This window comes from Virgibacillus proomii (genome assembly GCF_900162615.1).
GTDB lineage: Bacteria > Bacillota > Bacilli > Bacillales > Amphibacillaceae > Virgibacillus > Virgibacillus proomii.
The window spans coordinates 68,116-80,806 of sequence record NZ_FUFN01000010.1 but is presented as its reverse complement, the minus strand read 5'-3'; the positions used below and the strand labels follow the sequence as shown (position 1 = coordinate 80,806).

The window sequence follows — 12,691 nt, the reverse complement described above, 5'->3', positions numbered from 1 at the left end:
GCCTACTTCCATTAAATACTATACGGGCTATAATGTAATATGAGAAATGGAGGCACTATTATTATGTTAGCAATTATTTTACAAATCATCTTGGCATTAGGTTTTTTTATGTTTGGTTTGGTGAAATTCACTTCCGAAAAAATGGTTGAAGGGTTCAACCATTTTGGATTGCCACAGTGGTTTCGAATTGTGACAGGAATTTTCGAATGGATTGGAGCTATCGGGTTGATTGTCGGAATATGGTATCCAATTGTGGCTGTCCTGTCAGGAATTTGGATAGCAATTATTATGTTTTTTGCTATTATTACACATATCCGTGCAAAAGATCCTCTTTCCCAATCAGGTATGCCAGTGGTTTTACTAATTTTATCTGTATTCGTATCATTATTAAATATCTGAAGCCATATTCCCCTCACTAAAATTACAGTCAGATGCTTTGGGTATAATGAAGATAATTGCCTATCTATGTAAACAAGCTCCGACAGTTGATACTCCCCCAGAGGTTAGGGTAAAAAATCTAACTTTTGAGGAGGATCACCGTTTGGAACTTGTTTTATAGTGGGGCTTCCGTATGTTAGACACATAAAGAAAGATGTTTTTTCTTTAAATAAATCCTATTTTATAACCTATTTTAATAGGATAGCAATGAATTATTTAAGTTATCTTAGTTATCTCCCACTAAACAGTTTAAATGACACAAAGATATAAGTTAAAGCGGTTCTTATCGCCAAATAAATTGAGTAATTTAGCGGTTTGCATGTAAAATTTCAACCGTTTTTAATGTTATCTTTTCAGGGTCTTGTACAATTCATTTATACTTTTACAAACTTATCCTTCACTTTGTGCTAGTTTCGGATTTCATAAAGCAGTAATAGTACGGCTTCTATCTATTTTATCCAGAATGGTAAATTTTAAATAGTAAGGGATAAATCTACAAAAAATGACTAAGCTTTAATAATAATAATAATAGTATACAATTTGTTAATCCATGACGTACCCGCCATCGACCACCAGATTTTGCCCTGTTACAGCTCGACTCCATGGAGAGGCAAAAAATAGAATAACATCAGCGACATCTTCGGGCGTTGTCACTTTTTGTAGAGGGGTACCTTCTTTAATCAGCTCAAAAACGGCATCCGGAGTTTCAGCACTCGCATCTGTTTTACTTAACAAACCACCAGATACCATATTCACTGTAATTCCATCTGGACCAAGCTCTTTAGCCATGGATCGAGTGAAACCAAGTAATGCAGCTTTTCCAGTATTATAATCATGATAGGGAACGACTGGATGTTGCACAAGATTCGTTCCAATATTAATGATACGCCCAAACTTTTGCTTGACCATATCTGATCTTCCTGCTTTCATTGTATGGAACGCAGCCTTTACACTTCCTTCAAATTGTGTTTCGAACTCACTCCACTTTATCGAATCTAACTCATTACGTAACTCACCGCTAAATGTAAAATCAATAAGTGCATTATTCACAATCGTTGAAATTGGTTTCCTAAAATGCTTTTTCGCCTTTATAAACATTGTATTTACTTCTTCCTGATTACGAACATCTGCCTTAATAGCAAGAGCATGATCCCTTCCAATCTGTTCAACCACTTCTTCAGCTTTTTCCTTATTCGTATAGTAATTGACAACTACTTTTGCACCAGCTCTCCCAAAAGCTTTGGCAATAGCTGCTCCAAGCCCTCTACTTGCTCCTGTAACCAAGACAACTTGTTCTTTTATATCCATACCAAAACAACTCCTTATAATTAAAATTTGTTCAACGACATGATGATTTTTCCAACATCGAACAAAAGCTAGAAGCGCAGGTTAGTGATGTACAGAAGATAGAGCTTCTGACGAGATAAAGTGATACTATCATTCCGTGGAACGATTTTCCCCTTGAATAACCGCTATGCGCCGCTACATAACTTCCCTTGTCCTGTCGCCCCAAACAATTCAGGGGTCTACAAGCCATTTTTCTCAACATTATACAACATCATAAGCAGATTTTTGAAATGAAAAAATTACGGTTTCTTACATCTGGGATAAAAAAACATGCCTCTAAAACAAAGTATGCCGACGTTTGGCGGTAAGCCCGCTTTTAGTTGGCCTTCCTTGAGATTCCTTATAAGCAGAAAGAAGCGCTTAATCTAGACGGCGACAACTACTTTTAAAAAGTTATTTATCCACAGTTGTAGAATTTTATAATTTTCATACAAAAAAAGATCACTAAGGCAGTGATCTCATTACAGGTGTATCAATAGTAGTCACTTTCCTACGTCAGCTTTAACTGCATCAGGTTCAAAGGGTCAGAGTTTCCTCTTCTCAGCTATAGCTCCCCTAGCGTTCTATATATTATTGTTACAGTTTAGTCTATCATATCGTGAGAAACAACCAAGAATCTAAGGTTATGTGTATCATTTACCTCTTATAGAATTTAGCTCGCAACTTGTTCGTCCATGGCTTAACATTACAAGGATTATAAAAAAACTTTGCAATTTCCAATTTTTTACATTACTTTATTCTTTTAATAAATCTTCAACAATCTTTTCGTTTCTCTTATAAAGCTTTTCATTGTGCGAGGATACCATTGCAGTTTTGGTTGCTTCAGGTTCAAGGTAAAGCTTGGCTTGATTAACTGCATTTGCTGCGTCCTGAAAAGCACCAGCAATTAGATGCAGTTTTCCATCATGGTGTAAAATATCTCCAGCAGCGAATAAACCAGGAACAGAACTTTCACTGCTGCTTGATCCAGTTATGAAATAGTTATCCGTAATTTGAATATCAAGTGGGCTGTTTTCTAGTAATGATGTGTCCCGCTCATAGCCATGGTTTACAATTACCTCATCAATTTGTAAATGCTGGACCACACCAGACTCTCGGTTTCTGAGTTCAACTTTCTCAATACGGTCACCAGCACGATTAGCTTCTAATTTCGTTATTTCTGTTTGTGTAAAACAAACGACAGAATTATTTTTGAGATATGTAATCTGTGATTCATGACAGGAAAAATCACTACGGCAAGCAATATATACTTCTTTTGCAATGCCTGATAATTCCTTTGCCCAATCGGTTGCAGCGTTACCACCACCAGAAATAAGCACGCGTTTATTTTTAAAGTCTTTCAGATACTTAACAGCGTAATGTAAATTGGTATCTTCAAAATCTCTTGCGTTATGAAGCGGTAACCGTTTAGGATTTAGAATACCGCCGCCAACAGCAACGATTATTGTCTTGGAATAGTGACTATTTCCTGATGCTGCTTCTATAATAAATATACCTTCCTCATTTTTATCTATAGAGATAACTTCCTCATTCAGTACCACTTCAGGATCAAATGTGAGTCCTTGTTGTGTTAAATTTTCTACTAATTGTTGTCCAGGAATAGGAGGCAGTCCTCCGATATCCCACACAATTTTTTCAGGATAAACATGAACTTTACCACCAAGAAAAGAATGGTACTCAATGATTTTTGTTTTCATTTCTCGAAGTCCACTGTAAAATGCGGAAAATAAACCAGCGGGACCTCCTCCAATAATCGTGACATCATAAAGATCTGAATCAGGAATATGTACCATGTAAATGCTCCTAGCAAGTGAAAATGATTATCAGTTGCATTTATCGTACATTATTTTAAGAAATGATTCAACCTTTTATACTAAATATTTTGCCTAAAAGTGAAAAATATCAAACTATTGTTATGAACTTCTAAAGTATTTTTTACTTTAATTTATGTCGTATTCTCACTAGAAAGTAATTGACAATCATGGGAAAAGAATATATCATTTGTTAATGATAATCATTATCAATTATTGATAAATTTAATATAAGGTGAACCTTTATTCAATACGGATTTGCATTATTCACTACTTATAAGAAGTAGAACAAAGGCTATAATCTCGTGCGTTCTTGAAAAAACCGTGATGTATCACCGACAATCGCTTTTTCTTGTCCTTGAAAAACTGCGGTGTATCGCTCTCGAAGCTTCTTTGTTCTTGAAAAATCGCGATGCTTATTCAAGAAGCTTTCCTTATCCTTGAAAAGAAAAACACTTTTCTGCGTGCGATGTCTATTAGCAGTATCTCTAATCCTGTCGTTCCAAACGAATCGGGCATTTATTGCCGTTATCTCATACTTAGACTTTACTTTTCGTATTCTCTATAAATTCTTGCAGTAAGAGCCTGACGGCACCTTAGATACGGGATAAGTTTTGCAAAAACTGTAGCCGATTATCAACCGTTGCATTATTCAATGGTCATTATCAAATTTAGTTGGTGAAAAATAAGCAGAGGTGAGTATATGATGTCTCGTTTAGCGACGAACGACTTAAGTGTTGGTTATGGTAAAGAACCGATTATCGATAATTTATCCGTTGAAATTCCAGATAAACAAATTACTTCTATTATTGGTAGTAATGGTTGTGGAAAATCTACTTTGTTAAAAGCAATTACAAGGATTATTCCATACGAGGGAGGAACGGCACTTTTAGACGGTTCCCAAATTGCAACCATGAAGACAAAAGACGTCGCAAAGAAAATGGCAATTCTCCCGCAAACACCGGATAGTGCAAGTGGGTTAACGGTTGGGGAATTAGTATCTTATGGTCGTTTCCCACATCAAAACGGATTTGGCAGATTAAAACAGCAAGATATAGAAGCTATTCATTGGGCAATGGAAGTAACTGCTATTTTACCGTTTAAACATCGAACGGTTGATGCGTTATCTGGAGGACAAAGACAACGTGTATGGATTGCAATGGCTCTAGCACAAGAGACCGATATTATTTTACTCGATGAACCAACAACATATCTTGATATGGCACATCAACTGGATGTTTTACAATTATTGGAACGACTGAATAAAGAAGAAGGTCGTACGATCGTCATGGTACTGCATGATATTAATCAGGCTGCTCGTTTTAGTGACTTTTTAATCGCCATGCGTGCAGGTCAAATTATTCAATCCGGCAGTCCACAGGAAGTATTTACAAAGGAAATGTTGCGACATGTGTATGAAATTGATGGCGAGATTGGAAAAGACCCACGTACAGGAAAGCCGATGTGTATGACCTATGATCTTGTAAAACAAAAGGAGAAAAACAATCATGAAAAGACTATTCATACTGCTATTTAGTATCATTCTTTTACTTAGTGCTTGTAATACGAACGAAGAAAAGAACAAAGATGATGAATCAAGTAAAACGGAAAAAGATACGATTACATATGAATCTGAGAACGGTCCTATCAAAGTTCCGGCCCATCCAAAGCGTGTTGTCGTACTAAGTCAATTTACTGGTGATTTATTGAAACTTGGAGTCAATGTGGTTGGAGTTGATTCATGGGCAAAAGATAATCCCCGTTTTAAAGAATTAAAAGATGTTGAAACCGTTTCAGAAGATAATTTAGAAAAAATAATCGAATTAAAACCGGATTTAATCATTGGTTTATCTACCACAAAAAACTTGGATAAACTAAAAGAAATTGCTCCGACCGTCACCTATACTTATGGAAAAGTAGATTATTTAACACAACATATTGAAATTGGAAAGCTAGTGAATAAAGAAAAAGAAGCACGCGAGTGGGTAGAAAACTTTAAGAAAGAAACTGCTGAAGTAGGTAAACAAATCAAAGATAAAATCGGCAAAGATGCAACCGTATCGGTAATCGAAAAATTTGATAAACAATGGTATGTATTTGGTAATAACTGGGGTAGAGGTACAGAAATTTTATATCAAGCAATGGGGCTGAAAATGCCGGAGTCTGTGAAGAAACACGCCTTAAAAGACGGATATTATGCACTGTCGGAAGAAGTAATTCCAAAATTTGCTGGTGATTATTTAATTATTAGTGATCAATCCGGTGCGAAAGATACATCATACTTAAAATCAGACATTTTCCAAAGTATCCCGGCTGTAAAAAAAGGAAATGTATTCGTCATTGATGGGAAAAAATTTTATTTCAATGATGCATCCACACTTGAATTTCAACTCGAGTTCTTTAAAGAAAAATTTTTAGGGGAATAAAAAGTGAAGCAAGTAGAAAAAGAAATCCATGATTCAGCTTTCCCAATCAAATTAATAATAGCCATCACTTTATGCTTATTCACCTTCATTATTGCAATAAAAGTAGGAGCAAAAGAGACCAGCTTTTCCGATGTCTTTCATGCACTCATCCAACAAGATAATGGAGATGGTTATTCTATTATCCGAAATATTCGCTTGCCGCGAGAAGTTGCAGTGATGTTTGTTGGTGCTGCACTAGCTGTATCAGGTGCGATTATGCAAGGGATGACACGAAATCCATTAGCAGATCCAGGTTTACTTGGTTTAACATCCGGCGCAAATGCTGCATTAGCATTTGCGCTCGCACTTTTACCAAAAGTAGATACATTTGGTATTATGATCGCATGCTTTATTGGTGCTGCCATGGGGGCCGGGCTTGTCTTTGGTATCGGATCGATAAAAAAAGGTGGATTTACCCCTGTAAAGTTAGTCTTAGCAGGTGCGGCAATCTCTATCTTTCTTCAAGCCGTTGCCGATGGTATTGGGTTATATTTCAAACTTTCGAAAAACATTTCCCTTTGGACTGCTGGTGGTGCAATTGGAACTACTTGGCACCAATTATCTATTATTGTTCCGTTTATTATTTTAGGGTTGGTAATTACCTTATTCCTTTCTCGACAGGTTACCATTTTAAGCTTAAATGAAGAGGTTGCCATTGGCTTAGGGCAAGATACCAAACGGATTCGCTGGTTATTATTTATCGTTATTGTCATTTTAGCAGGTGCTGCAGTGGCCTTAGTTGGCAATCTGGCGTTTATCGGATTAATGATTCCACACATCGTACGAGCAATAGTCGGTGTAGATTATCGTCAAATTATTCCGATGTCCATTTTTACCGGCGCCATCTTTATGTTACTTGCAGACTTGGTTGGTCGAACGATTCACGCACCAATGGAAACGCCAGTTGTTTCCATTGTAGCTGTTCTTGGGCTTCCATTCTTTCTATTCGTTGTTCGAAAAGGAGGAAGAGCATTACAATGATCTCATCACATCTGATACGAAAACAACGTATTATTATACTCATTTTAGTAGTGCTCATTTTCATCACTTCCGTTATAGCAATCGGTGTTGGCCCGTCATCTGTGTCTATTGATCGCTTCATTCCGACTATCTTGGGTGATGGAACATTCAAAGAAGATTTTGTCTTTTTCTCGATTCGCTTACCACGGCTTATTATTGTTGTATTAGCTGGGATGGCGTTGGCACTTTCCGGAGCCATTCTACAAGGATTAACACGAAACGACTTGGCCGATCCAGGAATCATTGGCATCAACTCCGGAGCAGGGGTAGCCATTGCAGTATTCTTTTTATTCATGCCAATAGAGATTGGAAATTTTGTTTATATGATACCAATCGTTGCTTTTATAGGAGCAATGACCACTGTAATATTAATCTACTTATTTTCTTATCAAAGGAAAACGGGAGTAAAGCCTGTACATCTTGTCCTTGTTGGAGTCGGATTTTCGATGGCATTTTCTGGTTTAATGGTCGTACTCATGTCCGGTGCTAAAAGAGAAAAAGTGGACTTTATTGCGAACTGGCTGGCAGGAAATATATGGGGGACGGACTGGCCGTTCATACTGGCACTACTTCCATGGATTCTAATTTTATTTCCATATACATACATGAAGTCGCATCAATTAAATATTTTTGGTATGAGTGAACCAGTTGGAATCGGCCTTGGAATGCAAGTTCAAAAAGAAAGAGTTATCTTATTAATTGTAGCAGCAGCATTAGCAGCGGCCACTGTTTCCGTTACAGGTGGCATTGCATTTATTGGTTTGATGGCACCACATATCGCAAGAGGGCTTGTGGGTCCAAGACACCAGTTATTCTTGCCTATCGCTGTTTTAATTGGCGGTTGGTTGTTATTAATAGCAGATACGATTGGCAAAAATATCTTACCGCCTGATGGAATTCCAACAGGCATTGTTGTGGCCATTATTGGTGCACCATATTTCATTTATCTATTACTACGAAGCAAGTGACAAGGCGAGTGGGCAGAGACTTACTCGTCTACTTGTGTGACTTGAATTTTATTGAGGTATATATCCTTTGATGGGAGTAGTACGATCTATGTGAAAAAATCAGAAGCAATGAATCTGAAAATAAACACGTTAAAAATTAATTTCGTACTCCATATTTTAATACGTGTTGTAACTGCTAGAATGATACTAGTCAGTTTTTGCTAAATAAAAATAAACAGTTTTAATAGTATGGAATAAAAAAAAATGAGTTTCCAATGTTAATCCACTTTTTATCTTTGGTTTTTTAGCCACCCTCTTTTTAATTGTTTCTATTTGCACAAGCTCCTGTTTATAGCTTTTAAGCTTTAATTGGTTAAACAAAATATCAAAAAATGTGTTTAACAGATTACTATAAATCGAATAAAGATCAAAATATTGGTAATTTAAGATTTTAACATGGAATGAAATTGCGATACAATGTAAATCAGTTAACACCTTGCGATAAAATTGCCTAATAGAATTATTATCGCTATAGCTACGTAGTTGGTTGGAGGTGAAATATGAATTGATTGGAAGACAAAAACAAATAGTGATATTTTATTTTTTCATCGTTATTTGTCTTTCTATGGCTACCATATTAGGTTTATACGGTCAAGGATTGGCATATTTTTTGAATGAAGAAGTGTACTCAGCTATTCATCCTATATATTATTTAACAGTTAGCACCATAATTAGTATTGGTATGTTTTTAGTTTCCTTGCTATTAGTTTACATTGCAGCTAAAAAGAAAATACTAAGTAAAAACATTTCTTCCAGATATTCGTTTGTTATTTTTATAGTTGGTTTTTTTACTTCATGTTGGTCTATATTTGTTTTAGCTATGTGGTGGGGATAAACGAACCATGCAACCTTTCTTTTTATAAAAGGAGTTATTACACAGTAAAACATGAATATATTAAAAATTTATAATGAACCTAGGTCCCCAGGTATTTGGCTGGAGGATATTACAAAACGGAAATTTAAATAAAAAGAAGAACCCAATTGAATTTTGAATATGTTAAGTTTGAAGTACTTCTGCCTGAAGATTACATATTTCTATTACGTAATGAACTAAACAAATATAGACTTATTACTGTTAGAGACTATGATCCTTTTGTTTCTTACGGTGAAACAAAAGGATATTGGCAGCCCTTGGAAGCATCTAACCCCTTTCAAGGTAAAAAAGAAAATATATCCTATGGTTCAAAATGCAAAGTGGAATTTAGAGCTTCATATAAAAAAGTGGAAGAAGTAAAAGCTATTATAAGAAGTACCCATTCTTATATACATCACAAAAAATGCGTTTTTATAAAGGGGTTACATATGGTTAACATTGGGATGGTCTGATGGCGCTACAATTCGATTGCACGAATACAACCTTAATTGGAACTCTGTTTAATTTTTATAAAATTCCGGTTAATTAAAAGCAATGCGTTTTGTCTCAAGACGGACATTTATTTTTCTCTGAATAATTGTCTTGTTATCGTACTTTCATTGTTAGGTTTTCGAAGCAAATGATCGATATGCAGAGGTGAGTAAACTTAGTCTTTACATGGATTCCTATTGGATACGCGGAATTCATAGAATAGGTAAATCATCAACATTGAATGTTAACAGAAAAACAAATAATTTAGCAAATAAATATAGAAAAGAAGGTTTGTATGAATCGAAAATTTTTAATAATTATCGCGATAATGTTGGCTATACCTTTAATCACATTATCCTTTAAACTTGTGAAGTCAGTAGCGATGATTGAACAAGAGGTGAAATATTACATCTCAATGAGGCAATAATATACCGAGATTTGTGACGGTTATATTTCGAATCACATCTACTTTCGTCCCATGATCAGCGTTGAGCACGAACTAGTATCAGAACACCCACTTTATCTTGTTGTTATTTTTATTCTTACTATTGGCATTAAACTTTATTTTATTCTGAAAGCTGCTGTCTTAAGCATGATTTTTGTTGTTCCCATTTTTCGTTACAGTATATTTTTCGACCTTCTGCTTTTGTACATTACGAACGCAACAGATAATCCGAACAATCCTACACTCATAGATTTTAATTGTTCAACGTAATCAACGTGGTGTTCTTTCCGCTAACCATCACATCTTCGTAATTTTGTTCACTTCCATAGCCTGAATCAGCGATGATATATGCAGGGAACCCAAGGTAGCTTTTCTCGACTTTATCTAGAAAAGGAATGAATGTATATATATCTGTTGGATTAGGAAACAATCATAATCAAGTGTATAATCATCTTTCATTCGCATGACAGCGGCATCGTAATCCGTTTTAGAATAACTATTACGCTCTCAAAAGATGGCGTGAGGAACTATCTCCCAAGAACTTGTAAAAGTGGTGGAAAAGTGATGGTTAAAGAATATGACAAAAAGATAGAAGCAAGTGAAGACGTAAACGAACGGAAGAACATCTATCTATACCCAGGTCACCAATGCTACAAAAAAACAGCCCATCTGCTTTAAAAACTATGTGGATTTTAAATATGGTAGCCGTCACTATAACTTCAAACAAAAAACAGCACTTTCCACGATATGAGAAAAAGCTGTATCCCAATAGTAACAAGGATTTTTAATGTTTTGAGAAATATACTTCCTAATTCTAAAGATAACCATTCCTTAAAAATCCTTTTATATCAATAACCGTAAAAACTATAATTGGATAAAAAAGTATCAATCTGCATAGATACTATGTGATTTGAACTAACTTGAACCAATGATAGCTGCTAGTTGAATACAATATTAATTATTCTTTTATCTATAACCCATAGCTCATACATAAAATTTAATAAAGTATTAATCTCAAATGCTTATTTAATTCGGCCTGCCGATCAGAGAAACATATGGGACAATACTCCATCTTGTTTTTAAGGAATAAGAAAACTTTTTAAGAAACTTATTTTACGCTATGAAAAATAAAAGATTTGGTTTCCTCAGTTGCTTGTTTAAACTCCCAATCTCCATAAACTTGGATTTGTGAGAAACCTACTTGTTGCAATGATTCATCGATTTCTTCTTGTGTTCGGAATTTAAGTTGCATCTTTTCACGAATTAGAACTTCACCGGTATGTGCATTTTTCACAGTTTCATAAAAAGTATAAATATCTTCAACAAATCCATCGTATTCCGTCCAAATTTCAAGTTTGTCGCCACTCATTTGATTCATAGCAATGTCGGGAGTCCTATCTTTTTCCCACTGTTCCCACACTTTTGCTAATGGATTACGAATATCAAAAATAAAATGCCCTCCAGGTTTTAATGCCCTATATACATCGGAAATGTTACGTTGCCAACTTTTATCCGTAAGAAATACTTGCGCAACATTTGCTGTCATTATAACAGCATCAAACGTATTCTCCTGTAAATTTGAGCTGTCACCAACAATCCAAGTCACATCGCCTGGATACTTTTTATTTTTTCCATATTCAATCGCTTCTTTATTTGGATCAATAGCTGTAATACGATAGCCCTCTTTCGCAAAATGAGATGTCAATCTTCCTGTTCCACAACCTAAATCAGCTATTTTTTATATGCAACTTTTTTAATAGTGCTAAAAAGAACTCATCGTCTTTGCACAAACCATTAACCTGATCATATACTAAAGGAATCATTTTTTTCCTACTTTCTATATTGTACTTAGACACTTTTTATTTAGTAGTGTACTTTACAAGTACTTGGACTACATATAATTTTCATATTCTCACTCGCAACTGGATTAAAGCCATTCTTTCAAAATATCAATTTATCATATCACAAATTAAATCATTTCGCTCGATTTATCAAATCAAACACAATACTAATATCCAAATTATATTTATTGCTTTAAAAATTGGTGTTATTGCGATATTTGAGTTGCTATTTTTAGGTAATTTAAATACTAATATCTAATGTTTACTAGTATATTAGGAGAAAATAAAGACCAGTTCATATTAATAAATATATTTATAGTTTCTAAGTATATAAAATCCGTATAATACATTTATACCGGTTTCTTGAATATTTGTAATTGCATAAAATTTTATTGAAAAATGATAATACTTGATTCATCTACACAAATTCTTTAGGTTGATTGAATCTGATGAGTAAACTTATCGTTTGAGCCGTGTTGATATGGCGGTTGATTTCAAAAATGAGGATGTGAATATAGCACAGATTCATCGTTCTTTAAGGGCAGGACGAACGGAAGTGAGATACAGGCATGAATGAACAGACAAAATTTAAGAAAAATCAATCGAAAATTAGCGATATTAGCAAAGACTTTCGCACTGAGACAATTTACATTGGCAAACGCGGCAAAACTAACAACGCTATGCATATACGACAAGAAAGCTAAGCAACTGGGTGGTAAGCATGGCGCATTTACGTCATGAAGCCAAAGAGCTTATTGATTGGGGTGCGATTTGAAGCGGAATATAAAGGCGAATACGCCCACCAATTGACAGGAAGCAATCAAGAATTGCAATTCGGATGAGGATTTGAAAAACATCATTGTTCGTACTTTAGCGGTTATTAAACTTATTTAGGATATCCAATTAAAAGATTTAAATGTTATTGTCGTTCAAAAGAAAATTGATGAATATGCTAAAACACATTCTTGAAAA

Annotated in this window: 10 protein-coding genes, 1 pseudogene and 1 riboswitch; of the genes and pseudogenes, 7 read left to right on the top strand and 4 right to left on the bottom strand. The window is 35.0% G+C overall.

Translation table 11 applies throughout. The annotated features are described in order from the left end of the window. The first annotated feature begins 63 nt into the window (after positions 1–63). Complete coding sequence (locus tag BN1066_RS08410; RefSeq protein WP_077319032.1) at positions 64–399, top strand: DoxX family protein; 336 nt, start codon at positions 64–66, stop codon at positions 397–399. Positions 400–981: 582 nt separating this feature from the next. Here the strand turns inward: BN1066_RS08410 and BN1066_RS08405 are convergent. Continuing rightward, on the bottom strand, positions 982–1,746 hold the full coding sequence (locus BN1066_RS08405) for a 3-oxoacyl-ACP reductase (protein WP_077319031.1): 765 nt from the start codon (positions 1,744–1,746) through the stop codon (positions 982–984). Positions 1,747–2,255: 509 nt separating this feature from the next. Next, positions 2,256–2,352, bottom strand: a riboswitch (TPP riboswitch). Positions 2,353–2,519: 167 nt separating this feature from the next. Further along, the gene (locus BN1066_RS08400) at positions 2,520–3,569 is read right to left on the bottom strand and encodes an NAD(P)/FAD-dependent oxidoreductase (protein ID WP_143695887.1); all 1,050 of its coding nucleotides are present in this window, start codon (positions 3,567–3,569) and stop codon (positions 2,520–2,522) included. A gap of 733 nt (positions 3,570–4,302) precedes the next feature. Between BN1066_RS08400 and BN1066_RS08395 the strand changes: the two genes are divergently transcribed. The 6 genes from BN1066_RS08395 to BN1066_RS08365 all read left to right on the top strand — a co-directional run bounded on the left by BN1066_RS08395 (position 4,303) and on the right by BN1066_RS08365 (position 9,414). After that, positions 4,303–5,133, top strand: coding sequence for an ABC transporter ATP-binding protein (locus tag BN1066_RS08395; protein ID WP_077319029.1), 831 nt, complete (start codon positions 4,303–4,305; stop codon positions 5,131–5,133). Then, the gene (locus BN1066_RS08390; protein ID WP_077319028.1) at positions 5,105–6,022 is read left to right on the top strand and encodes an iron-hydroxamate ABC transporter substrate-binding protein; all 918 of its coding nucleotides are present in this window, start codon (positions 5,105–5,107) and stop codon (positions 6,020–6,022) included. The genes BN1066_RS08395 and BN1066_RS08390 overlap by 29 nt, the downstream gene beginning before the upstream one ends. 3 nt (positions 6,023–6,025) lie before the next feature. Beyond that, positions 6,026–7,042 (top strand): FecCD family ABC transporter permease, encoded by a 1,017-nt coding sequence (locus tag BN1066_RS08385; protein WP_077319027.1) that lies wholly within the window; start codon positions 6,026–6,028, stop codon positions 7,040–7,042. Beyond that, positions 7,039–8,049 carry a FecCD family ABC transporter permease gene (locus BN1066_RS08380; RefSeq protein ID WP_077319026.1) on the top strand — a complete coding sequence of 337 codons (1,011 nt, stop codon included), beginning with the start codon at positions 7,039–7,041 and terminating at the stop codon, positions 8,047–8,049. Before BN1066_RS08385 ends, BN1066_RS08380 begins: the two co-directional genes overlap by 4 nt. Positions 8,050–8,593: 544 nt before the next feature. Further along, the gene (locus BN1066_RS08370; RefSeq protein WP_077319024.1) at positions 8,594–8,923 is read left to right on the top strand and encodes a hypothetical protein; all 330 of its coding nucleotides are present in this window, start codon (positions 8,594–8,596) and stop codon (positions 8,921–8,923) included. A gap of 146 nt (positions 8,924–9,069) precedes the next feature. Then, positions 9,070–9,414, top strand: coding sequence for a YqfO family protein (locus tag BN1066_RS08365; protein WP_179104334.1), 345 nt, complete (start codon positions 9,070–9,072; stop codon positions 9,412–9,414). Positions 9,415–10,137: 723 nt separating this feature from the next. On the opposite strand, the pseudogene BN1066_RS20725 reads toward BN1066_RS08365, so the two are convergent. Next, positions 10,138–10,382 (bottom strand): annotated as a pseudogene (locus BN1066_RS20725) (IS5/IS1182 family transposase); the annotation flags it as partial. Positions 10,383–10,986: 604 nt separating this feature from the next. Then, positions 10,987–11,583: a class I SAM-dependent methyltransferase gene (locus BN1066_RS08360; protein ID WP_245799749.1), complete on the bottom strand. Its 597-nt coding sequence runs from the start codon at positions 11,581–11,583 to the stop codon at positions 10,987–10,989. Between the last annotated feature and the right edge of the window lie 1,108 nt (positions 11,584–12,691).